Genomic DNA, 23,639 nt, shown 5'->3' with positions numbered 1-23,639 from the left:
CTGATGGGTTGCGGCCGGCGTGATGCGCGCAATTAACATGGTCGCATCAACGACCCGATCCGGAAACGAAACGTGCCGCCTTTTCAGGGCGGCACGTGAGGGCATTTTATGCACATGGGGATAAGTGTCAACCTTATCAGCACGCCTGATGCGAGCGCAGGGATTCCGTAGGATTCCGGTGGGATGCAGCAGGAATCCCGCATGGCACAAGGGTTTCTGACAACACGGAACATGTGGAAGGCGCTTGCGGACTCTTGCGCCGGAGTCACGGCATATTGTAGCGTCTTTTTCGTCGGATACGACATCTCGTGCGGCAGTTTTGATCCCAAGAGTTAGGCTGTTTGGCGTACACGTCCGGGCGCGCTTTTCGCTCCCGGCGAGCCTTAAGGGATTCTGACCGCAAGGGTTTTTGGGATTGGGCATCGCAGCGCCGGAAGAACAGGTTCGGCCGGCGTGAGGCGGAGGATGGAGTCGATGACAGTATTGACCTGGTCAGACGAGCGCGTCGAACAGCTAAAGAAGCTCTGGGAAGCCGGGCTTTCAGCCAGCCAGATCGCCGCAGAACTCGGAAACGTGACACGCAACGCTGTGATCGGCAAAGTGCATCGGCTTGGGCTCTCCGGCCGCGCCAAGGCCCCGGCGGCGGCTGCGCCGCGCCAGCGCAAGCCGCGTCCGGCCCAGCACATGATGCGGGTGTCGCGCCCGGTCTCGCGCGGCAACACGGCGCTGGCCCACGCCTTCGAGGTGGAGCTCGAGCCCGACCCCATCGCCTACGACAACGTCGTGCCGATGAGCCAGCGCCTGTCGCTCTTGGAATTGAACGAGGCCACCTGCCACTGGCCGGTTGGCGATCCCGCAAGCCCGGATTTCTTCTTCTGCGGCGGCAAGGCGCTTACAGGCCTGCCCTACTGCGCGCATCACTCGCGCGTCGCCTATCAGCCGGCGGCGGACCGGCGGCGGACGCCGGCGCATAAGCCGACGAGGTAACGACTGTCGCGGCAAAGTATCCGCTGTCGTCCCGGCCAAGTGAGCAAAGCGAGCGCCGAGCCGGGACCCATAACCACAGGCGGCCATTGTCACGCACGGCGGCACGACGAGCTGAGCTATCGCGACAACAAGGGCCTGTGATTATGGGTCCTGGCTTTCGCCAGGACGATGCCGAGTGATTGGCAGCGCTCTCGCCGCGACGACTACCGAACCGCTTACGACTCCGCCTTCGCGAAGCGGTCGTCCAGCGCGTAGCCGGCGCCGCGCACGGTGCGGATGGGATCCTGCTCGCGGCCGGGGTTGAGCAGTTTGCGCAGGCGGCCGATATGGACGTCGACGGTGCGCTCATCGATATAGATGTCGCGGCCCCAGACGCTGTCGAGCAGTTGCTCGCGCGAGAACACCCGGCCGGGATGCTCCAGGAAAAATTCGAGCAGGCGATACTCAGTCGGGCCGAGATCGATCGGCCGGCCCGAGCGGGCGACGCGGCGCTTCTCGCGATCGAGCTCGATGTCGCCGTAGGCGAGCACGGTGGCTAGCCGCTCGGGGCTCGCGCGGCGGAGCAGGCCCTTCACGCGGGCAAGCAGTTCCGGCACCGAGAACGGCTTGACGATGTAGTCGTCGGCGCCGGTCGCAAGGCCCCTCACCCGCTCGCTCTCCTCGCCGCGCGCCGTGAGCATGATGATCGGCAATTGCTTGGTCTCGGGGCGCGCCCGCAAGCGCCGACACAGTTCGATGCCCGACAGGCCCGGCAGCATCCAGTCCAGCACGATCAGGTCGGGGACGCGCTCCTTCAGCCGCGTGTCGGCATCGTCGCCGCGTGCGACCGTTTCGACTTCATAGCCTTCGGCCTCGAGATTATAGCGCAACAGCGTGGTCAGCGCTTCCTCGTCTTCCACCACCAGAATGCGTGCGCTCATGGCTTGGAGTTCTCCATTTGCTTCAGCATGATCTGATCCGAAAAGCGGTTTCCACTTTTTCGGATCGTGCTCTAATTACCCGGGACGGCAAAGGCCGTCGTGTCGCCCTTCGGGCGCTTGTCGAGAATTTGTTGACCTTCGATCATGTAGAACACCGTTTCCGCGATGTTGGTCGCGTGATCGCCGATCCGCTCGATGTTTTTGGCGCAGAACATCAGATGGATACAGAAGGAGATGTTGCGCGGGTCCTCCATCATGTAGGTCAGGAGCTCGCGGAACAGCGAGGTGCAGATGGCGTCGACCTCCTCATCGCCCTTCCACACGCTCATCGCCGCCGGCAGGTCGTGGGCCGCATAGGCGTCGAGCACGCTCTTGACCTGCTGCTGCACCAGATCGGTCATGTGCTCGAGCCCGCGGATCAGCTTTAGCGGATGGAAATCGCTCTCCAGCGCCGCGACGCGCTTGCCCATATTCTTGGCGAGGTCGCCGATCCGCTCCAGATCGATCGCCACCCGCATGGCGCCGACGATCTCGCGCAGATCCACCGCCATCGGCTGGCGCCGCGCGATGGTGAGCACCGCCCGCTCCTCGATCATGCGCTGCATGTTGTCGATCTCGAGATCGGCGGCGACCACGCGCTGGCCGAGCGCAACGTCGTGGCGAACCAGCGCATCCACGGACTCGACGATCATGCGCTCGGCAAGGCCGCCCATCTCCGCAACCAGACGGGTCAGCTCCTGCAGGTCACTGTCGAACGCCTTGGCTGTATGTTCGGAACCCATATTCGTTCTCCTCAGCCGAAGCGGCCGGTGATGTAGTCCTGGGTGCGGCGGTCACCCGGCGACGTGAAGATCTTGCTGGTATCGTCGAACTCGATCAGTTCGCCGAGATACATGAAGGCGGTCTTGTCGGAGACGCGCGCCGCCTGCTGCATGTTGTGGGTGACGATGGCGATGGTGTAATTCTCCGACAATTCCTGGATCAGCTCCTCGACCTTGGCGGTCGAGATCGGGTCCAGCGCCGAGCACGGTTCGTCGAACAGGATGACTTCCGGGCGCACCGCCACGGTGCGGGCAATGCAGAGCCGCTGCTGCTGGCCGCCGGAAAGGCTGAGGCCGGAGGCGTTCAGCTTGTCCTTGACCTCGTTCCACAGCGCGCCGCCGCGCAGCGCCTTCTCGACGCGGTCGTCCATCTCGGACTTCGCCAGCTTCTCGTAGAGGCGGATACCGAAGGCGATGTTCTCGTAGATGGTCATCGGGAACGGCGTCGGCTTCTGGAACACCATGCCGACGCGCGCCCGCAGCAGATTGAGATCAAGCTTCGGATCGAGAATGTCGGTGTCGTCGAGCTTCAGTTCACCGGCGGCGCGCTGTCCTGGATAGAGATCGTACATCCGGTTGAAAATGCGCAGCAGCGTGGACTTGCCGCAGCCGGACGGGCCGATGAAGGCAGTGACGCGGTTGGTGCCGAGCGTCAGATTGATGTTCTTCAGCGCGTGGTGCTCGCCGTAGTAGAAGTTGAGATTGCGCGCCGTCACCTTCGCCGGAGCCTCCGGCAGATGCCCCGAGGCCGCCGGATTGGCCTTGGTACTCACGGATACGGACAGATCGTTCATTTTGCGCTCCTCTCGGCGCCAAGGATGCGCGCGCCAATGTTCAAGGCGAGCACGGTCAGGGTGATCAGCAGCGCCCCGCTCCAGGCGAGCTGCTTCCAATAGTCGTAGGGGCTCTGCACGAAGTTGTTGATGGTCACCGGCAGGTTGGCCATGGTCTTGGTCAGGTCGAGGCTGAAGAACTGGTTCGACAGCGCGGTGAACAGGAGCGGCGCGGTTTCGCCGGCAACGCGCGCGGTCGCCAGCAGCACGCCGGTGATGAGCCCCGAGCGCGCGGCGCGATAGGCGATCTTCTTGATCACCAGCGAGCGCGGCAGGCCGAGCGCGGATGCCGCCTCGCGCAGCGGGTTGGGCACGAGCAGCAGCATGTCCTCGGTGGTGCGCAGCACCACGGGGATGACGATCACCGCGAGCGCGAGCGCGCCTGCGATCGCCGAAAAGCCGCCCATCGGTACCACCACCGCGCCATAGATGAACAGGCCGATGATGATCGAGGGCGCGGAAAGCAGAATGTCGTTGATGAAACGGATCACCGAGGTCAGGCGGTCGTGCCGGCCGTATTCGGCGAGATAGGTGCCCGCGAACAGGCCGAGCGGAGCGCCGATGCCCACCCCGATCACGGTCATGATGACCGAGCCGACGATGGCATTGAGCAGGCCGCCGGAGGTCGAGCCGGGCGGCGGCGTACTCTGGGTGAAGACCTGCAGGTTGAGCCCGGTCAGGCCGTTGTAGAGCAGCGTGATCAGGATCAGCGCCAGCCAGGTGACCCCGAACAGCGCCGCGGCAACGCAAAGCGCGCGGACAATGATGTCGCGGCGGCGGCGACGCGCGTAAATCGGATTGATGACGTCACCCATGTTATTTCCCCGCCTTCTTTTCCAGGCGCAGCAGCATGAGCCGCGCGGCCGCAAGCACGAAGAAGGTCAGCACGAACAGAAGAAGGCCGAGCAGGATCAGGGCGGACTGATGCAGCCCGTCGCTCTCGGCGAATTCGGAGGCGATCGCCGCCGAGATCGTGGTGCCCGGCGCAAAGATCGAAGTGGAGATGCGGAAGGAGTTGCCGATGATGAAGGTGACCGCCATGGTCTCACCAAGCGCGCGGCCGAGCGCCAGCATCACGCCGCCAATGACGCCGACCCGCGTATAGGGGATCACCACGTTGCGCACCACTTCCCAGGTGGTGCAGCCAACGCCGTAGGCAGCCTCTTTCAGGACCGGCGGCACGGTCTTGAACACGTCAACCGAGATCGCGGTGATGAAGGGCAGCACCATGATCGCCAGGATCAGCGACGCATTGAACAGCGAAAGATAGGACGGCGGCCCGGCGAAGATCGCGCCCAGCACGGGAACCGAACCGAACGTGTCGATCATGAACGGCTGGAACGTGTAGGCCAGGAACGGGCCCAGCACGAAGAAGCCCCACATGCCGTAGATGATCGAGGGAATGCCGGCCAGCAGTTCGATGGCGATGCCGATCGGCCGTCGCAGCCATTGCGGGCAAAGCTCGGTGAGGAAGATTGCAATCCCGAGCCCGACGGGGATTGCGATCAGCATTGCGATGAACGAGGTGACCAGCGTGCCGTACATCGGCGAGAGCGCGCCGAGGATCGGCGGATCGGCCGAGGGCGCCCAGCGCTCCGTCCACAGGAACGGGATGCCATATTCCTTCATCGCGGGCCAGGCGCCGACAATCAGCGAGATGATGATGCCACCGAGGATCAGCAGCACCGAAATCGCGCTCAGGCGCGTGATCCAGTAGAAAGTGAGATCGCCCACCTTGAAGGCGCTGAGCGCCTTGGCGCGATCGTAAGGTCCGGCGGCTTCGAGTGCGTCGCTCACGTCGGTTTCAACGGCCATCTCTGCCACGCCAATCCCCTAATTTTTGTTGCGCCATCCCAGTCGCATTCGCAAGGACCCGCGCTTCTTGCCTGCCTCCCCCGGAGGAAGGGGCCCCACGGCGGGCTTTCAACACGCCTTGGCCGTACAACCGACCTGGTGCTTCGGAAGCCTCAAACCCCTCCCCCGTCGCGGGGGAGGGAGGAGACTTCGCCTTGCGTCAGAGAATTCAGCTCTTGATCTCGGACGACCAGGTCTTCTCGATCTGCTTGATCACCGACTCCGGCATCGGGATGTAGTCGAGCTCTTCAGCCATCTTGGCGCCCTTCTCGAACGAGAACTTGAAGAACTTGAGCGCGTCCTGGGTCGCCGCCTTATCCGCCGCATCCTTGTGGAGCAGGATGAAGGTCGAGGCCACGATCGGCCAGGACTTCTCGCCGGGCTGGTCGGTCAGGATCAGGTAATAACCCGGAGCATGCGCCCAGTCGGCGTTGGAAGCGGCAGCCTGGAACCCTTCGTTGGTCGGCTGCACCGGCTTGCCGGCCTTGTTGACCAACCCGGTGTAGGTCAGCTTGTTCTGCTTGGCGTAGGCATATTCGACATAGCCGATCGAGTTCTTGGTCTGGCCGACATTGGCCGACACGCCCTCGTTGCCCTTGGCGCCGACGCCCGCCGGCCATTCGACGACCGTACCGGACCCGATCTTGGACTTCCAATCCGCGCTGACCTTCGAGAGATAGTCGGTGAAGTTGAAGGTCGTGCCCGAGGCGTCCGAACGATGCACGACCGAAATCGCCGCCGAGGGAAGGTTGAGCTTCGAATTGAGCTTCTTGATCGCCGGATCGTCCCACTTGGTGATCTTGCCCTGGAAAATGTCGGCAAGGGTCTGGCCATCGAGCGTGATGTCGCCGGGCTTCACGCCCTCGATGTTCACCACCGGAACGATGGCACCCATGATCATCGGCCACTGAGCGAGCCCATCCTTCTCGAGCTGATCCGACTTCAACGGAGCGTCGGTGGCGCCGAAGGTCACGGTCTTGGCCTGGACCTGCTTGATGCCGGCGCCCGATCCGATCGACTGATAGTTCACCACACCGCCGGTGTCCTTTTTGTAGGCATCAGCCCACTTGGACAGGACCGGGTAGATGAAGCTGGAACCGGCGCCGGTGATATCGGCTGCGTAGGCCGACGTCGATGCGGCGACGAGGCCGGCAGCGACGATCGCTTTAACGAAATTCATGCTGGTCTCCCTGTTGTGAGCGAAGCGCCGCTTAGCGCCCGATCGCGCTCACGGCCGCCCCTTTAAGAGCGGTCGGTACCGCTTTTACGACAGTTGGATGACAGTTGGATGACAGCACAAGCGATTGATTTTTCTCAGCTTTGCGTCGATTGCGCGCTTTTTGGCTGAGGGAAACAGGCGGTGAAGGTCGCCCCGTTTTTGGGCACGCTCTCGATCAAGAGCCGACCCCGATGACGATTAAGAATATGTTTGACGAGCGACAGCCCAAGCCCGGTTCCGCCCTGGGAGCGGCTGTCGCCGACATCTACCCGGTAGAAGCGCTCGGTCAGCCGCGGCAGATGCTCGGGGGCGATGCCGGGGCCGAAATCGCGCACCATGACGCGAATTTCGGGCGCGCCCTCGCCCGTTGCGGCCCAGCTCAAGGAGACGATGACCTTGCCGCCGGAGGCGCCATATTTCAGCGCGTTCTCGATCAGGTTTTCGAACAGCCGGAGCAGCTCCTCGCGGTCGCCCGCGATCATCACGAGCGTCTCCGGCAGGTTGATCTCGACCACCACCTGGCGCTCGCGCGCCAAGGGCTCGAGCCCGTCGGCGACCTGCCGGATGATGGGGACGAGGTCGACCAGGGTGTCGGGCCGCACATGCGCCGACAGCTCGACCCGCGACAGCGACAACAGATCGTCGATCAGCCGCGCCATGCGGGTCGCCTGCGCGTGCATGATGGTGAGAAAGCGGTCGCGCGCTTTCGGATCGTCCTTGGCCGGTCCCTGCAGCGTGTCGATGAAGCCGGACAGTGCGGCCAGCGGCGTGCGCAATTCATGGCTGGCATTGGCGACGAAATCGGCGCGCATCTCCTCGACCCGGCGCAGCGGCGTCTGGTCATGGAAGGTCATCAGCATGCATTTTTCGGTGCCGCCGAACGCGGTGGGCACCGGCACCGGCGTGATCATCAGCTCCATCCAGCGATCCACGGGGACGTGGTCCAGATAGGTCGCGCGCCGCGGCTCGGTAGTCGCGATGGCCTCGCGCAGCGCGGTGATGATCTCGGGCGAGCGCAGCGCGAATTGCGCGAGCTCGTTCTTGCGCAGCGCCGGCGCAAGCTGCGCCGCGGCGGCATTGAGATGAATGACGCGGCCGGCGCGGTCGAGCAGCACCGCGGGGTCCGGCATGCCGGCGACGACGGCGGCAACCGCCGGCGCCTCGACGGGGACCGTGCCGCCTCTGTCCTCGCGCGAGATCGCCGCATGGTGCAACCGCCAGGGCACGAGCGCAGCCGCGGCCATGAGAGCGAACACCACGCCGGCACGCAGCGGCGACAGTTCGCCCAAGGCGACCAGCACCAACAATGCGAGACCCGCCACCAGAAGCACGATGGCCGAATGGCGCAAACGATCAGGCCAGGGGGAAAAAATTGAGGAGGATGAAGGAGGCGCTTCGACTGCCATCGGCAAGGCTTCTCCGCTTGAGTCCTCGTTAGGCTCCGCTATCGCCACGCTCTCTCACATAGGCTGCCTCGCGCGGGGGTCCCGCCTCCAAGCGAGCCTCCAGACCGCGCGCGGCTGCCTGACGCAGGCGCTTCGACCGGGCTCCCAGGATAAGCTCCCGAAACGTCAGCAAGATTACAGATATGACAAATGGAGCAATATAATAGAGCAGGCGGAACAGCAGCATGCCGGCCAGGAGGTCTTCTCGGTCCATCTGCCAGAGGCCGACCAGCATGGCGGCATCGAACACCCCGAGTCCCCCGGGGGAATGGCTGGCGAAGCCCAACAGCGTGGCCGAGACGAAGATCACCGCAACCACGATGAAGCCGAGATTGGGCTCGTCGGGCACCAGCACGTACATGGCGAGCGCGCAGAACGAGAGATCGACGATCCCGATCGCGATCTGCAACAGCGTCAGCGAGCCCCCGGGCAGCACCACCGTCCATGGACCCCGGCCGACGGCGCGCGGCTGGGTCGAGACCCAGACCACGTACCCGACCAGGGCGCAGATGATCGCAATCGCGAACGTGCGGTTCACCCAGGGCGGCAACTGGTCGATATTGGCGGCCGCCTCTGGGTGATAGGCGATGCCCAGTCCCAGCACCGCGGCATTGCCGAGCCAGAAGGTGAGGCCGGCCAGAAAGCAGATCTTGGCGACATCGATCGCATTCAGCCCCCAGGCGGAATAGATGCGATAACGCACCGCGCCGCCGGTGAAGACGCTGGCTCCGACATTGTGACCGATCGAATAGCTGGTGAAGCCCGCAAGCGCGTTGATGCGGTAGGGAATGTTGCTGTGGCCGATCGCGCGCACCGCGAACAGATCATAGAAGGTCAGCGTGAAATAGCCGGCGGCGACGAACAGCGCGGCCAGCGCAATCTGCCGCGGCTCGGTATCCCTGATGGCCTCCATGACGTCATCGACATTGATCCCGCGCAGCATGTGGTAGAGCACATAGCACGCGATCCCAATGACCGTGACGCTGATCGCAACTCCCAGCCTGTGCAGGATTTGCTTCTGGCGCAGAAACGAGATCGTCCTGCGTATGGCTTCCAGCATCTAAACCTCGAACAGGATGGCGCAGCACCGGCTTCCGGCCGAGCCGGCATCGAGCGCCGCGTCTCGTTAGAGCGCGATCACTTTTGGTCATCCCGCTCTAATTTTGGGTTGAGCATGATCCTACCGGAAAACCGATATCAACTTTGCGCTAATGTAGCCCTTTCAGGGTCCGGATCGTACTTCCGCAGAGTTGGTAGCGCGTTTTGGCGCGGAGTGAAATCGGCTCCCTGAATAAAAACTCGCTGTTTCAATATTTTAGGAGAGATTAACGGCAGCACAATGCACAGTTTCGCTGCATTCCTTCCACCTGCGGCGCTGAACCCGCAAGAATCCGGTGGTAAGGATGCGGCATATTGACCACGAATATCCGAGCCCCGAGGGCGCAACGGCCGTTTCAGGCACGATCCAGATACCCGTTCGCATGGGCTTTGGCGGGGTCCTCAAAGATCGCCATCGCAGTTTTCATGCGCCGAAAGCCGAACTGTTCGTAGAAGGCTTCCTTGCCTGGCACGGCATAGAGGATGATCTTCTTGTGACCGGCCGCGAGCCGCACCAGGCGCGCGACAATCTCCTTGCCGAGACCGTGCCCCTGATGGCTCGGCGCCACCGCGATGTCGCAGAGATAGGCGCAATCCCGTCCGTCCGCCAAGGCGCGGCCGGCGCCGACGAGGCGGCTGGATTCGAAGGCGAATACGCGAAACATGCTGTTGGTGAAGACGAGCTCGAGATCGGCCGGCGGTTTATCGCCGAGCGGCGCCGCGCGATAGAGCGCCGAAAGCTCCTCCCAATCGAGGCGCGCGAGGTCGTCTGTCCAGGTGAGTGGCGCTGCCATGGCGTTCACGCGGCCTGTTTGGCGGCGAACGATGCCGCTTCGATCCCCGCGATCCAGCCCGCCACCGAGCGGCCGATTGCCTCCGGATGATCCTCCTGCAGGAAGTGCCGGCCCGGCCCTAACGGCATCAAAGCGCAGTTCTGCAACGAAGCGGCAAAGGCGGCTCCATACGCCGGCGATACGAGCGCACCGGGGTCGCCGACGAAGAGCAGCTTCGGACAGGTGGAGGCCGCGAGCGCCGCATGGGCCGATCCCAACACCTGCCAGACATCGGCCGGCTCGCCCTCGATCGGCAATTCGCGGGGGAAAGCAAGTGTCGGGCGCCGGCTCTCGGGCGTCGGGAACGGCGCGCGGTAGGCCGCCATCTCCTCATCGCTCAATTGGCGCAACATCCCGCCCGGCAGGACGCGCTCGACGAAGGCATTGGCTTGCAGGATCATCGCCTCGCCCTCGCCTGCCGTTCTGAACTTGCGGAAGATCTGTTCGCGCACGCCGTGGGCAGGATCGAAATCGGCCCAGCGCGGCATCGGGCGAATGAACTCCATGAAGGCGAGCCCGCGCACGAAATCCGGCCGGCGCGCGGCGAGGTGGAACGCGAGCGCAGTGCCCCAATCCTGCGCCACCAGGTAGGCGGAGCGGATGCCGAGCTTCTCGATCAGCGCATCCAGATAGCGCACATGGTCAATGAACCGATAAGCGATGTCGGGCTTGCCGGATTGGCCGAAGCCGATCAAATCGGGCGCGATGCAATGCGCGACCGGGGCCACCAGCGGCAGGATATTGCGCCAGATGTAGGATGAGGTGGGATTGCCGTGCAGAAACAGCGCGACGGGCGCGCCGCTCTTGCCGGCCTCCCGGTAGGCCATTTCCGAATCGAGCACGGGAAGCTTCGGCAAGGCCATGTCAAACTTGGTCGTATCGGAGTTCATGGCGACGGCTCCTTGAGGACAGTTTGGAAGACGATCCGTTTGAAGCGTTCGAGCGGCGCGGCGGTACGCTCCACTTTCATCCGCAGCATCGCACCCTGCCAGGACGCGAGCAGAAATTCGGCTAGGTCGACCGGCTCGAAGTCCGAAACGATCTCGCCGGCCTTCTGTGCCTCGGCGATGCAGGCGGCGAATGGCGCGCGCCATTCCTGAAAGATCCGCGCAAGCTGCGTGCGCAACAATTCGCTCACGCCTGAGGCTTCCAGGCTGAGGTCGCCGATCAGGCAGCCGCGGTCGAAGTGGTCGCGCTCCAGCCTGCCGGTGATGATGTCGAGATAACGCCGCAAGCGCTGGCGCGGCGTCAGCGAGACGTCTTCGAGCGCAGCGGCGACCAGGGTCCGCGTGTGTGCGAAATAGCGGTCGAGCACTTCGGAAGCGAATGCCTCTTTGGAACGGAAATGATTGGTGAAGGAGCCCTGCGGCGCGCCTGCCGCCGCGGTGATGTCGCGCACGCTGGTGCCGTTATAGCCGCTGCGGAACATCGCCTTCAGGCCGGCATCGAGGATGGCATCTCGGAGCGAGGGTTTTGGCATGAGCCCAATAATACGCACGTACGTATTACGTCAAGCGTATCGATCGGCATCATCGTCATCGACGGAGTTGACCCACCTCCGGGGCCGAAGCCCCTTCGGCGAGCCAAAAGGCCGGCCATCTACGTTTCTTCAAGCTGGAACCAAGACGTGGATGCCCGGCACAAGGCCGGGCATGACGAGTTCAAACAGGTGGGTGAGACCGCGCCTTACACCGGCGGCATCGTTCGCCGGACGACCCAGTCGCGGAGCTGCGAGCCGATGGCGCAGCCGACGAGGTAGGGCACGAACATCAAGAGCAGCAGGTCGAGCCAATAGCCGAAGCGGCCGGGGATGATGCGGGCAAGCGCCAGCGCAACGAGGATCGCCGCCAGCGCCGAGAGGATCAGCATCCAACGGCTGGAGACGGGGCGGACGCGGCTCACCACGGCGATCCAGCCCATGCCAAACCCGAGAAGTAGCGAGGCGAGTAGCCAGCCCCAATGAAAGGCGATCAGGTAAGCCATTGACCTATCTCACCAGAAACTCGATGCGGCGGTTCTGCGCCCGGCCATCATCGGTGTCGTTGGAGGCAATCGGCTGACTGCTGCCATAGCCGGTGGCGGTGAACCGGTCGGCCGGCAGCCCGGCCTTGACGAAATAATCCAGCACGGCCTGCGCTCGCCTTTCCGAAAGCGCCTGGTTGGCGGCATCCTCGCCGTCGGAATCGGTATGTCCGGCAATCTCGATATTGGCGTTCGGGCAGCGCAGCGCAGTTTCGATCAGGTGATCGAGCAGGCCGGCGGAATCCGAATCGATCGTGGCGCGCCCGGTCAGGAAGCGGACCTTGGCCTTGGACAGGAGATCGTTGAACAACTGCTGGCAGACCGTGGCATCGACCGGCGCGGAGGCGGGCTTGACCGAAATATCCGCCTGGACCTGGAAATCCCTCGGGAAATCCTTCGGCAAGCCGGCCTTGATCTGGGCGGCGGCGGCTTCATAGAGCGCGTCGCCCGAGATCTTCACCTCGCGATCGGAAACCACCAGCGTGCCGGTGGAAAGGCGCGACAGCACGCCGAGCGCCGGGATCACGGCGTTGACGAATCCGGAGGGTGCGCCGACGCTCGTCTTGAGGTTGTCGACCACCTTCTCGCTGAAGAATTTTCGCGACGCCGAGCCGAGAATTGCGGCATGGACGTTCTCGTCGGGCACATAGCCCGAGAGGGTCAGCGTGACCGCAACCGGGTCCTTGTTGGCCTGGAACACATAAGGCGGCGCCCTGACGTCGTTGGCGCTGACGGAGAAACCCTGCGGCAGGTTCTTCAACGCCGCCGCGATCGCCTCCCTGCCGCCGAGCTCGCGCGCCATGCCGGAGAGCGTCACGCCTGAATCCGAGATCGCGACCTTGCCGTCTTTCAGCTTGCTGATCTGGCCGATCAGGAGCACGGCCGCGTCCTCGAAATGCACTGGCGCCCCGCGCGCGAGATTCATCTGATCTGATATCTCGATGCCCTTCACCTCGTCGCGCGCCACATCCATCAGCTTGGCTCGCACCGAGGGCAATGGCGCGTTGCCGGCCAGCGTGATCTTGGCCACCTCGCGCTGGGCCGACCAGACGAAGGGCTTTGCTTCCGGCACCAGGCGGCTCTCGTCATTGACCAGCCGCACGCCCGGCACGCTCTCCACGGCGATCAGGGCGCCATGGCGGCCGTCTTCCGAAAACGCGTCCGCGCCGAAGGTGACATCGCGGCCGTCGACGGAAATCCGCGTCTTGTCGAGCACGATGTCCTTCACCGCGGCCGCACTTTTTCCGCCGAGGTCCGCCTCGACGGACGCAGTATTATTCCAGGCGGCAACCGCCCAGAACAAGACGAGCGGCACGACGCCCGGCCACCATTTGCCGCTCCACCTGAAAAGTCCGCGCATTCGAGATCCCACAGAGTCCGGGAAACAGAGAGAAATCAAACCGTTGCAGGGCTGTCAAACCGGAAATCGAACCCGCATAGGAGGACTGCGGCGACTGGTCCGGCTAATAGTTTGTTCAGCGGTTCTTCGCTAACGTCCGAAACACATTGCAACCGGCCAGTCATCATTATTAATGAAGCAGTTCCGCAATAGCATGATCCGCGCCGGCCTCGGTGCGCTCTATTTCAGCGGGATGCATCATTTGCTGCGGCCGATCTATTCCGGCGTCGGCGCCATTTTCATGCTGCATCATGTGCGGCCACCGCGCGAGAGCGAATTTGCGCCCAACCGCCATCTCGAAGTTGCGCCCGAATTCCTGCGCGCGATGCTGGCGCACCTCCATTCGCGAGCCGTCGAGATCATTCCGATCGACGAGGCGCATGAGCGCCTGGCATGCCGGAACTTTTCCCACCGCTTCGCCTGCTTCAGCTTCGACGACGGCTATCGCGACAACCGTGATTTCGCGCTTCCCGTGATGCGCGAGTTCAACGCCCCGTTCACGATTTATGTCACGAGCGATTTCGCCGAAGGCTGCGGGCGGCTGTGGTGGATCGCGCTGGAAATGGTGCTCGCGAAGGCCTCCTCGGTCGAGGTGACGATCGAGGGTATGCCGACCCGATTCGACACCGAGACCGCGCCCGCCAAGCAGGCTGCGTTCGACCGGCTGCATGACTGGCTGCGCAGCCTCGCCGAGCTGGAGCTGCGGCGCGAGATCGAAGCGCTCTGCGCGCGCCATGGCGTCGACGACGCGGCGATTTGCCGCGATCTCTGCATGTCCTGGGACGAACTGAGACAGCTCGCGCAGGATCCGCTGGTGACGATCGGGGCTCATTCCATCACCCACTGCAATCTCGCCAAGCAAAGCGAGACGGTGGCCGGGTATGAGTTGAGCGCGAGCCGCGCCAGAATCGAAAGCGCGCTCGCGCGCCCGGTCCTGCATCTCGCCTATCCCTACGGCGACAAGATCGCCGCGGGCGCGCGCGAATTCGCGCTGGCGCGCGCCGCCGGCTACAGGACCGCGGTGACGACCCGGCCGGGCATGATCTTCCCGGAAAGCGCCGATCATCTCACCGCGCTGCCGCGCATCTCGCTCAACGGCAATTACCAGGACGCGCGGATCTTGCCGGTGCTGACCTCAGGCGCCGCCACCGCGATGTGGAACGGCTTTCGCCGCGTCGATGCGGCGTGATTTCGTCCTTTACGTCAAGCAAGCTGCATAATCTCGTCGTCCCGGCTTTCGCCGGGACGACAGCGGAGTGCGCGTTGATTGGCGGAGCGCGCCTTGACTCACTCGCCTCTCAGCCTCAGACACGTAAGCGAAGCTAGGGAGGGCACCATGTTGAAGGATCTATTCTCGCTCGCCGGCCGCATCGCGCTGGTAACCGGCGGCTCGCGCGGCATCGGCAAGATGATCGCGGCGGGTCTTCTCGCCCAGGATGCGGCGAAGGTCTACATCACCGCGCGCAAGGCGGGGCCCTGCGAAGCGACCGCACAGGAACTCTCGGCGCAGTTTGCCGGAGAATGCATCGCGCTGCCGATCGATATCTCCACGCTTGCAGGCATCGACATGCTGGCCGCCGAGATCAAGAAGCGCGAACCAAAGCTCGACATTCTCGTCAACAATGCCGGCGCGGCCTGGGGCGCGGATTTCGACGAATTCCCGGAAAGCGGCTGGGACAAGGTGATGAACCTCAATCTCAAGACGCCGTTCTTTCTCACCAAGGCGCTCGCCGCGCCCTTGCGCGCGGCCGCAATCCGCGAGCGCCCCGCCAAGGTCATCAACATCGCTTCCATCGACGGCATCTTCGTCAATCCGCTGGAGACCTATTCCTATGCCGCGAGCAAGGCCGGGCTGATTCATCTGACCCGGCGCATGGCGGTGAAGCTGATCAAGGACCATGTCGTGGTCACGGCAATCGCGCCGGGGCCGTTCGCATCCGACTTGAACCGCGCCGCGCGCGATCATGAAGAAGAGGTCGCAAGGCGCGTGCCCGCAGGGCGCATCGGCACGGATGAGGACATGGCGGGGGCCGCGATCTATCTCGCCTCGCGCGCCGGCGATTATGTGGTGGGGACCACGCTCACGGTCGACGGCGGCGTGGCATTCGCCAGCGCGGGCATCAAGGGCAACGGGTGGGATTCATAGGCGCGCCCAAGAACGCGGTGGTCCCGGCTCACGCTTCGCTCGGCCGGGACGACACTCAAGCGCGACGAGATTGAGTTGAATCGTCATCGCGCTTTAGCTCTTTTATTGAGCATGGTCTTGTCGGAAAACCGCTACGCACTTTTCCGGATCATGCTCTAATCTTCACGTCTCGATCTTCACGTACTCGAAATCGCCCGGCTTGTTGTCGATGCCGACCTTGGGCGGCGAAATCCACGGCGCGAACTGGCCGATCTCGGTGACCGGCTGCATCAGCGAGGCGATGAAGTCGCCATCGCTTTGCGACGGCAGCCATTCGTGCTTGCGCTTGTTCCAGGTGGCATCGTCGATCAGCACGCCTTCCGGCGTCGCGTGCACGTCCTTGAACTCGCCGATGGCGCGGTGGAAGGCGGTGTGCGGCAGCGACAGCCTGTAGTCATAGCCGGCGGTCGCGATCACCTTGTTCCAGCGAAGCATGCCCTTGACGCAGTCCTGGGTGTAGTCGTCGCGCAGCCGCATGTTGAGCGCGGTCAGCGCCGGCTCGTCGACCCGCTTGATCTCGCCATCGATGAGCTTCAGCACCGGATAGGTCGCGTTCTTAAGCTGATGGTCGTCCTGGATCTGGGTCTCGTGATAGCGCCCCTTGATGCCGGCGTTGAAGGCATTCGCCGCGTTGGTCGAGACCTCCGAGCCGAACAGATCGAGCGAGAGCGAATAGTGGAGGTTCAGCTTCTTCTGGATGGTCGGCAGATCGATGACGCCGAGGGCACGCACCTTGTTGACGTCGGTCGGATCGTCGATGCCGGCGGCCTTCATGGCGTCGCAGGTCCGCTGCACCACGCGGGTGATGCCGGTCTCGCCGACGAACATGTGATGGGCCTCTTCCGTCAGCATGAAGCGGCAGGTGCGCGACAACGGATCGAAGCCGGATTGCGCGAGGCTATGCAACTGCATCTTGCCGTCGCGATCGGTGAAGTAGGTGAACATGAAGAAGGACAGCCAGTCCGGCGTCTTCTCGTTGAAGGCGCCAAGCATGCGCGGTGAATCGGCATCGCCCGAACGCCGCCGCAACAACTCGTCGGCTTCCTCACGCCCGTCGCGGCCGAAATATTTCTGCAACAGATACACCATCGCCCAGAGATGGCGGCCTTCCTCGACATTGACCTGGAACAGGTTGCGCATGTCGTAGAGCGAGGGTGCGGTCTTGCCCAGATGGCGCTGCTGCTCGACCGAAGCCGGCTCGGTGTCGCCCTGGATCACGATCAGCCGGCGCAGCATCGCGCGATGTTCGCCCGGCACCTCCTGCCAGGCCGGCTCGCCATAATGCTCGCCGAAGGGAATCTTGCGGTTCTCTTCCTGTGGCGCGAGCAGAATGCCCCAGCGATAGTCGGGCATTTTCACATAGTCGAACTTGGCCCAGCCGCGCGGATCGACCGAATAGGCGGTGCGCAAATAGACCAGCGACTGCTGGAAGCCGTCCGGCCCCATGTCGTGCCACCAATCGATATAGCCGGGATGCCAACCCTCGAGTGCTTTGAGCACCTGGCGGTCCGCCGCGAGATTCACGTTGTTGGGAATCTTGGTGGAGTAATCGACGTTCATGACGTTCATGTTCATGGCGTGCTCCTTGGTCTCTCTCCGCCGTCACGGCCGGGTTTGTCCACGGCCATCCAAGGCGTGGATGCCCGGGTCAAGCCCGGGCATGACGGAAACAGTTACACTCGTGTCATATCGAACCGCGGCTTCTGGCCGCTGCCATAGCGCCGCAGCGCGCCCTCTTCGCCGACCGCATTGGGACGCTGGAAGATCCAGTTCTGCCAGGCGGTCAGGCGCGCGAAGATTTTCGATTCCATGGTTTCAGGTCCGGCGAACCGCAAATTCGCTTCCATGCCGGTGAGGCTGTCGGGCGAGAAGCTCGCGCGCTCCTCCAGGAACACGCGGATCTCGTCGTCCCAATCGATGTCGTCGAGGGCGAAGGTGACGAGGCCGAGCTCTTCGGCCTGCTCGGCATCGAGCCCCTCGCCGATCCTTTCGCGCACACGTGTCAGATCGGACGGATCGGCCTGGAAGCGCGATTCAAGTCGCGTCAATCCGTGGCTCATGGGATAGGGGCCGAAATTGAGCGCGGTCAGTTGCAGCACTGGTGGCGGACGGTTATCGCCCTCGCGCGAGCCGATCAGCATGTAGGAGCGGTCGGCGGCGAACACGAGTTCGGCAAGCGTGCCGACGAAGCAGGAGCCGGGCTCGACCAGGGTCACCAGCGTGCGCGAGGTGACGTCGATGCGCTTCAGGACGCGCTTCCAGAAATGCCTGATCTCGTTGACCAGCCAATGCGCCTTGTTGGTCTCGAGAAAGGCATCGTAAGCCTGCACATTGGCGGGATCGCCATGCGACTTGAAGACGATGAGCGCGATCTCGAGCTCGTTGACGCGCAGGTGCAGGATCGCATCATCGAGCTCGCGCGCGACCTGCAGCGGCCAGAACGAAGCGCCTTGCGCGAGCATGCCGTCGATGTCCGGGGGCGGGCCTGCGTCCGGAGCCTGGATCGAGATGGTGGCCATGCGCGCAGCGCGATCGATATCGACGGCGACAAAACCGTAGCGGATGCTGTTGTCGTCGATGCTGCGCTTGAGCGGCGTCAGCGCGACGCCCTTGCCATCGCCTCTACGCGGTGAGGCTTCGGCAAACGCCTTGGCACGTTCGGCGATCTTGGCTTCCAGCTTGCTGTTGGGCGCGATCTCGTCAACCAGCCGCCATGCGACGGCACGCTTGCCCTTGATGCCCTCCTCGATGGTGCAGAAAACGTCGGCGTGGTCGCGGCGCACCTTGCGCTTGTCGACGACGCGGGTGAGCCCGCCGGTGCCGGGCAGCACCGCCAGCAGGGGCACTTCCGGCAGTGCCACCGAGGACGAGCCGTCATCGGCGAGGATGATGTGATCGGTTGCAAGGGCAAGCTCATAGCCGCCGCCCGCCGCGGTGCCGTTCACCACCGTGATGTAGCGCTGGCCGGAATTCTCCGAGGAGTCTTCCATGCCGTTGCGCGTCTCATTGGTGAACTTGCAGAAGTTCACCTTGTGCGCGTGGGTGGCGCCGGCGAGCATACGGATGTTGGCGCCGGCGCAGAACACGCGGTTCTTGGCCGAGCGCAGCACCACGACCTTCACTTGCGGGTGCTCGAAACGCAGCCGCTGCACGGCATCGGCAAGCTCGATGTCGACGCCGAGATCGTAGGAGTTGAGCTTGAGCTGGTAACCCTCGAACAGGCCGCCCTCCTCGTCGACGTCCATGGTCAGCGTCGCGATGTCGCCGTTCACGTCCAGCTTCCAGTGCCGGTAGCGGGAGGGATCGGTCTGGAAATCGATGTATTTCGCGCCGCTCGCGAGAACGCGGTCTTCCCCGGCCATGAGCCACCCTTTGCAGAATGATCAGGTGTTATCGTTGCATGCAATATAATGCATGAAATAGCAAAAGTCCAGCCCGTACGGCCAGAACATGCATTTTCTTTCATCTGAGCGAATGCGGATTACCGAGCCGTCCAAGGTAAGGCGCTAGGCGGCCTGCCCCTGCGAGCTCCCCGCCGGCCGCAAGACAGCCTTGGCAAATTCCGAGATCGCACTGACCGTCGCCGCCGGCGCTTCGCGGTGCGGTGAATGTCCGGCATCGTCGAGGAGCGTCACCTCGACCGGGCAGTAGCATTCCTCTTGCGCAATCTCGATCTGCCTGACAGTGCCGTACTGGTCGGCCTCGCCCTGCACGATCGCGACGGGCACGCGGATATAGGCGAGATAGTCCGAGATATCCCAGTTACGGAATTTCGGATCGAGCCAGGCGCCGTTCCAGCCGTAGAAAGCGTTGTCGACGTCCTTGTGCCAGCGCGCCAGTTTGGTCCTCAGTTCGGTCGTCTCATAGGATGTCCTGATCTCGGCGATGGAGGCGACCGAAACGTCCTCCACCATGAAATGCGGCGCGATCAGCGCGAGCCCCGACAGACGGTGATCCTGTACGCCGCCGGCATAGATCGCCGCGATCGAAGCGCCGTCGGAATGGCCGACGAGCAGCCCGCGGCGAAAGCCGATTTGGTCGAGCAGTTTCGGCAGGACCTCCAGCGCTTCGCGCTGCATGTAGTCGAGCGGCCGCGGCAAGCTGACCGGCGACGAGGCGCCATAGCCCGCGCGCGAATAGACGAACACGCCTGCGCCGGTCGCGGCCTGCAGGTTTGCCGGAAAATCGCCCCACAGCGCGGCGGAGCCGAGACCTTCGTGCAGCACGACGATGGTTGGCGCTTGATCGGGCGCAGGGCCGATCATGCGGTATTCGAGCTCGGAATCGCCGATACGCAGGAAGCCTGAGGGTTGAAGGATCATTCCGTCACTCACTCTCACTCCGTCATTTCCGGACAGCTCGCAAAGCGAGCTGATCCGGAATCTCGAGATTGTCGTATGCCGCTCAAGATTCCGGGTTCTCGCTCCGCGAGCCCCGGAATGACGAACGAACTAGGACGCGCGTTCGCGCAGCTTGAACCTTTGAATCTTCCCCGTCGCCGTCTTGGGCAGGCTCTCCACCACCTCGATCCAGCGCGGATATTTCCAAGCCCCGATCTTCTGCTTCACGTGTTCCTTGAGCACCTCGTCGAGCCGATCACGCGCGGCATCGGCGCGGAGCACGATGAAGGCCTTGGGTTTCAGCAGTCCCTCCGGATCGGCCTCGGGCACAACGGCCGCTTCGAGCACGGCGGGATGGGTGATCAGCGCGCTTTCGACCTCGAAGGGAGAGACCCAGATGCCGGAGACCTTGAACATGTCATCCGAGCGGCCGCAGAAGGTGTAACGGCCCTCCGCATCGCGAATGTATTTATCGCCGGTGCGCGTCCAATAGCCTTCGAAGGTGGAGCGGCTCTTGTGACGTTGATTCCAGTAGCCCTCGCCGGCCGAGGGCGCGTGCACCAGCATCTCGCCGACCTCGCCATCGGCGACGTCCTCTCCGGCTTCATTGACCAATCGCACCTTGTAGCCGGGCACCGGGCGGCCGGATGAGCCGTATTTGATGTCGCCGGGCGCGTTGGAGAGAAAGATGTGCAACAGCTCGGTCGAGCCGACGCCGTCGAGAATGTCGACGTTAAAGCGCGCACGCCAGGCATTGCCGACAGATTCGGGCAGCGCCTCGCCGGCGGAGGTGCAGACGCGCAGGCGGCTGCCGCAACGCTCGTCCTTCAACGAGTCATCGTGCAGCATTGCGGCGAACAACGTCGGCACGCCGTAGAAGATGGTCGGGTTGTATTTGTTCATCAGCTTGAACATGAGCGCCGGCGTCGGCCGCTCAGGATTGAGGACCGTGGTGGCGCCGACCGACAGCGGGAAGGTCAGCGCGTTGCCGAGGCCATAGGCGAAAAACAGCTTTGCCGCGGACAGGCAGACATCGTCCTCGCGAATACCGAGCACCTGTTTTGCATAGGTGCTCGCGGTGGCCTCCAGATTGGCGTGCAGGTGCCGCACGCCCTTGGGGCTCCCGGTCGAGCCGGAGGAATAGAGCCAGAACGCCGGCTCGTCCGCATGGGTGGCAACCGTGGCGAAGCTGTCGCTTTCGCGCGCCAGCTCTTCGGAGAGCTTCTTGTGGCCAAAGGCATTGTTGCCGGAGACGACCACATGCTCGAGGTCCGGCATGCGGCCGACGATATCCTTCACCACGGGATAGAGCGCCTCGGACACAAACAGCACGCGCGCCCGGCAATCCGCCAGCACATAGGCATATTGCTCGGCCGTCAGCAGCGTATTGAGCGGCACCGGCACCACGCCGGCCCGCAACGCGCCAAGAAACACGATCGGGAAATCGATCGTATCCAGCATGATCATGGCGACGCGCTCTTCGCGGCGCACGGAAAGCCGGCGCAGGAGATTGGCGAGCTTGCGCGTCTGCCGCTGCAGCTCGCCGTAAGTCAATTCCGAAACGGTGTCGGTATAGGCGAGCTTGTTGCCGCGCCCCTGCTCGATATTGCGGTCGAGCAAAAAACTCACCGCATTGTAGGAACCGTTCGAATCAGACGAACTAGACCCAGAGCTGGTGTCGTGTTCTGAGGCGGCCAAGCGTGCCATGACGTCCCTCCCCGGCCTTGAATTATAATGCATAGAGAAAGCCACCCGCCGCGCTTGCTGTCAATCCTTATCGGCACTATCCTTCCTGAATTGCGGTCCCAGTCCGACGATGAGTGACGAATCCGATCCGGAGAAAGCCTTCCTTGAGCAGCTCGGGCAGCGCGTGCGCACCATGCGCGCGCTGCGCGGCATGTCGCGCAAGGTGCTCGCCAAGGTTTCAGGGATTTCGGAGCGCTATATCGCCCAGCTTGAAAGCGGCAAGGGCAATGTCTCGATCGTGCTGTTGCGCCGCGTCTCCAACGCCATGGGCGCGCATCTGGAGGACCTGATCCCCTCGGCCGATCCGGCGCCGGACTGGCAGATGATCCGCGATCTCCTGCGCAAGGCCTCGCCCAGCCAGATCGCGCAGGCGAAGGACGTGCTCGCCGGCGGCAGCGGCGCGGCACACCGGCCGTCGTTCTCCGGCATCGCGCTGATCGGCCTGCGCGGCGCCGGCAAATCCACCCTCGGCAGGATGCTCGCCAAGAAGATCGGCTGGAATTTTGTCGAGCTGAACAAGGAGATCGAGCGCGAGAACGGCCTATCAGTGGCCGAGATCATCGCGCTCTACGGCCAGGAAGGCTTTCGCCGCCTGGAGCAGACCGCGCTTCAGCACCTGCTCGCGCGCAGCGAGCCGATGGTGCTGGCGACCGGCGGCGGCATCGTTTCGGAGCCGCTGACGTTCGACCTCATCCTGTCGTCCTTCTACACGGTCTGGCTGAAGGCCGAGCCGGAAGAGCATATGGGCCGCGTGCGCAAGCAAGGCGATTTGCGCCCCATGGCCGACGATCGCTCGGCCATGGCGGAGTTGCGCAACATCCTGCGGAGCCGCGAGCCGCTCTACGCCCGCGCCGCCGCCGTGGTCGACACCGCAGGGCTTTCCGTCGATGCCGCAGCGGCGAAGCTGATCGATACGGTGCGGCCCGTGCTGCAGAACCAGGCCCGCGCGTTCGGGCTGCGAACGGTGGCGGTGTAGCGCCAAACCCGTCGTCCCGGCCAAGCGAAGCGCGAGCCGGGACCCATACCGCGGATACTATCATGGGGCACATTGGCAGACGCCGTTCGCGAACAATTACCGCCTGTGGTTATGGGTCCTGGCTTTCACCAGGACGACAGCGGAGAGCGTTGCGCGTGCATCACAACAACTGCGAGCGGACTGACCCGGCGCCTTCACGCAGCAGCGGCAGGAAGCGCTCGATCATCTCCTTGGTCGAGATACGATCGACATGCGCGCCGATGTTGATCGCGGCGATGATGACGTTGTCATAGCGGCGCACGGGGACCGAGATCGAGCGGAAATGCGGCTCGGCCTCGCGGTCGACCAGCGAATAACCTTGCGCGCGGTCCCTGATGATCGAGGCCAGCACCCGATCGGGATCGGTGACGGTCTGCGGCGTCATCGCCTGGCGCGGCATGGCGCGCAGCCGGTTTGCGAGCTCATCATCGCCGAATTGGCCGAGCATCGCGCGCCCCACCGAAGTGCAGAACGCCGGCAGGCGATAGCCGATATCGATGCCGCCGGAAAACACTCGCGTAGGGCTCGCCCGCGCGATGAACACGACCTCATCACGATCGAGCACGGCGAGCGAACTGATCTCCTGCGCACCGGTCGCGACGCGGTCGAGCACCGGCTGCAGCACGGTCGCGAGCTGGCTCGATCGTAAGTACGACGCAGCCAGCGTCAGGATGTGGGGCGTCAGCGTGAAGAGCTTGCCGTCGGAGGCGACATAGCCGCCGCGCTCCAGCGTGAACAGGATGCGGCGGGCGGTGGCGCGCGGCAGCTCGGCGGAGCGGGCAAGATCGCTCAAGGTCATCGGCTCACGTGAAGCGGCAAAGCCCTGCAGCAGGCGCAGGCCACGATCCAGACTCTCGACAAAGTCGGTGGCGCGCTCTTCCCGCCCCTCGCGCTTCAGCTTCGGCATGATTTTCGATCTCTC

At 63.7% G+C, this 23,639-nt stretch carries 22 protein-coding genes; 4 read left to right on the top strand and 18 right to left on the bottom strand.

The features are described from left to right. Positions 1-474 precede the first annotated feature (474 nt). Positions 475-987 carry a GcrA family cell cycle regulator gene (locus tag P6U23_RS03055; RefSeq protein ID WP_407178132.1) on the top strand — a complete coding sequence of 171 codons (513 nt, stop codon included), beginning with the start codon at positions 475-477 and terminating at the stop codon, positions 985-987. 215 nt (positions 988-1,202) lie between these two features. On the opposite strand, the gene phoB is transcribed toward P6U23_RS03055, so the two are convergent. The 13 genes from phoB to P6U23_RS02990 all read right to left on the bottom strand — a co-directional run bounded on the left by phoB (position 1,203) and on the right by P6U23_RS02990 (position 13,392). Then, positions 1,203-1,907 carry a phosphate regulon transcriptional regulator PhoB gene (gene phoB, locus P6U23_RS03050; protein ID WP_024510164.1) on the bottom strand — a complete coding sequence of 235 codons (705 nt, stop codon included), beginning with the start codon at positions 1,905-1,907 and terminating at the stop codon, positions 1,203-1,205. A 71-nt stretch (positions 1,908-1,978) separates the two neighbouring features. After that, the gene (gene phoU, locus P6U23_RS03045; protein ID WP_407178131.1) at positions 1,979-2,689 is read right to left on the bottom strand and encodes a phosphate signaling complex protein PhoU; all 711 of its coding nucleotides are present in this window, start codon (positions 2,687-2,689) and stop codon (positions 1,979-1,981) included. An 11-nt stretch (positions 2,690-2,700) separates the two neighbouring features. Next, positions 2,701-3,522, bottom strand: a complete 822-nt coding sequence (gene pstB / locus P6U23_RS03040) for a phosphate ABC transporter ATP-binding protein PstB (protein WP_407178130.1) — start codon at positions 3,520-3,522, stop codon at positions 2,701-2,703. Continuing rightward, positions 3,519-4,364, bottom strand: a complete 846-nt coding sequence (gene pstA, locus P6U23_RS03035) for a phosphate ABC transporter permease PstA (RefSeq protein ID WP_407181765.1) — start codon at positions 4,362-4,364, stop codon at positions 3,519-3,521. The genes pstB and pstA overlap by 4 nt, the downstream gene beginning before the upstream one ends. A 13-nt stretch (positions 4,365-4,377) precedes the next feature. After that, the gene (pstC, locus tag P6U23_RS03030; RefSeq protein WP_407178129.1) at positions 4,378-5,376 is read right to left on the bottom strand and encodes a phosphate ABC transporter permease subunit PstC; all 999 of its coding nucleotides are present in this window, start codon (positions 5,374-5,376) and stop codon (positions 4,378-4,380) included. Positions 5,377-5,584: 208 nt separating this feature from the next. Next, positions 5,585-6,595: a phosphate ABC transporter substrate-binding protein PstS gene (gene pstS / locus P6U23_RS03025; RefSeq protein WP_407178128.1), complete on the bottom strand. Its 1,011-nt coding sequence runs from the start codon at positions 6,593-6,595 to the stop codon at positions 5,585-5,587. Positions 6,596-6,729: 134 nt separating this feature from the next. Further along, positions 6,730-8,040, bottom strand: coding sequence for an ATP-binding protein (locus P6U23_RS03020; RefSeq protein WP_407178127.1), 1,311 nt, complete (start codon positions 8,038-8,040; stop codon positions 6,730-6,732). 28 nt (positions 8,041-8,068) lie between these two features. Further along, a complete protein-coding gene (locus P6U23_RS03015; RefSeq protein WP_407178126.1) occupies positions 8,069-9,139 on the bottom strand; it encodes a UPF0104 family protein in 1,071 nt (356 codons plus the stop codon). Between the two features lie 394 nt (positions 9,140-9,533). Further along, on the bottom strand, positions 9,534-9,971 hold the full coding sequence (locus P6U23_RS03010; protein ID WP_407178125.1) for a GNAT family N-acetyltransferase: 438 nt from the start codon (positions 9,969-9,971) through the stop codon (positions 9,534-9,536). 5 nt (positions 9,972-9,976) lie between these two features. Beyond that, positions 9,977-10,900 (bottom strand): haloalkane dehalogenase, encoded by a 924-nt coding sequence (locus tag P6U23_RS03005; RefSeq protein ID WP_407178124.1) that lies wholly within the window; start codon positions 10,898-10,900, stop codon positions 9,977-9,979. Then, positions 10,897-11,490 carry a TetR family transcriptional regulator C-terminal domain-containing protein gene (locus tag P6U23_RS03000; protein ID WP_407181764.1) on the bottom strand — a complete coding sequence of 198 codons (594 nt, stop codon included), beginning with the start codon at positions 11,488-11,490 and terminating at the stop codon, positions 10,897-10,899. Before P6U23_RS03000 ends, P6U23_RS03005 begins: the two co-directional genes overlap by 4 nt. Before the next feature lie 206 nt (positions 11,491-11,696). Beyond that, positions 11,697-11,993 (bottom strand): hypothetical protein, encoded by a 297-nt coding sequence (locus P6U23_RS02995; protein WP_407178123.1) that lies wholly within the window; start codon positions 11,991-11,993, stop codon positions 11,697-11,699. Between the two features lie 4 nt (positions 11,994-11,997). Continuing rightward, entirely contained in the window at positions 11,998-13,392 is a 1,395-nt protein-coding gene (locus tag P6U23_RS02990; protein ID WP_407178122.1) for an OmpA family protein, read from the bottom strand. Positions 13,393-13,564: 172 nt separating this feature from the next. Here P6U23_RS02990 and P6U23_RS02985 point away from each other — a divergent pair, with 172 nt between their 5' ends. Both P6U23_RS02985 and P6U23_RS02980 read left to right on the top strand, forming a co-directional pair. Beyond that, complete coding sequence (locus P6U23_RS02985) at positions 13,565-14,620, top strand: polysaccharide deacetylase family protein (protein ID WP_407178121.1); 1,056 nt, start codon at positions 13,565-13,567, stop codon at positions 14,618-14,620. Positions 14,621-14,767: 147 nt separating this feature from the next. After that, the gene (locus P6U23_RS02980; protein ID WP_407178120.1) at positions 14,768-15,577 is read left to right on the top strand and encodes an SDR family oxidoreductase; all 810 of its coding nucleotides are present in this window, start codon (positions 14,768-14,770) and stop codon (positions 15,575-15,577) included. A gap of 162 nt (positions 15,578-15,739) precedes the next feature. Here P6U23_RS02980 and boxB read toward each other — a convergent pair whose 3' ends face one another. The 4 genes from boxB to P6U23_RS02960 form a co-directional block, all read right to left on the bottom strand. Beyond that, positions 15,740-17,191 carry a benzoyl-CoA 2,3-epoxidase subunit BoxB gene (gene boxB, locus P6U23_RS02975; protein ID WP_407178119.1) on the bottom strand — a complete coding sequence of 484 codons (1,452 nt, stop codon included), beginning with the start codon at positions 17,189-17,191 and terminating at the stop codon, positions 15,740-15,742. A gap of 98 nt (positions 17,192-17,289) precedes the next feature. Further along, entirely contained in the window at positions 17,290-18,978 is a 1,689-nt protein-coding gene (boxC, locus tag P6U23_RS02970) for a 2,3-epoxybenzoyl-CoA dihydrolase (RefSeq protein WP_407178118.1), read from the bottom strand. Positions 18,979-19,122: 144 nt separating this feature from the next. Then, positions 19,123-19,938, bottom strand: a complete 816-nt coding sequence (locus P6U23_RS02965) for an alpha/beta fold hydrolase (protein WP_407178117.1) — start codon at positions 19,936-19,938, stop codon at positions 19,123-19,125. A gap of 129 nt (positions 19,939-20,067) precedes the next feature. Beyond that, positions 20,068-21,663 (bottom strand): benzoate-CoA ligase family protein, encoded by a 1,596-nt coding sequence (locus tag P6U23_RS02960; protein ID WP_407178116.1) that lies wholly within the window; start codon positions 21,661-21,663, stop codon positions 20,068-20,070. A 109-nt stretch (positions 21,664-21,772) separates the two neighbouring features. On the opposite strand from P6U23_RS02960, the gene P6U23_RS02955 reads away from it, so the two are divergent. Then, positions 21,773-22,678, top strand: a complete 906-nt coding sequence (locus tag P6U23_RS02955) for a helix-turn-helix transcriptional regulator (RefSeq protein ID WP_407178115.1) — start codon at positions 21,773-21,775, stop codon at positions 22,676-22,678. Positions 22,679-22,838: 160 nt separating this feature from the next. Here the strand turns inward: P6U23_RS02955 and P6U23_RS02950 are convergent, their stop codons facing one another. Further along, complete coding sequence (locus tag P6U23_RS02950; RefSeq protein WP_407178114.1) at positions 22,839-23,624, bottom strand: IclR family transcriptional regulator C-terminal domain-containing protein; 786 nt, start codon at positions 23,622-23,624, stop codon at positions 22,839-22,841. Positions 23,625-23,639: the final 15 nt, after the last annotated feature.

Source organism: Bradyrhizobium sp. STM 3562 (genome assembly GCF_045571435.1).
Classification (GTDB): Bacteria; Pseudomonadota; Alphaproteobacteria; order Rhizobiales; family Xanthobacteraceae; genus Bradyrhizobium.
The sequence above is the reverse complement of the archived record's forward strand: the minus strand, read 5'-3'. Positions and strand labels throughout refer to the sequence as shown.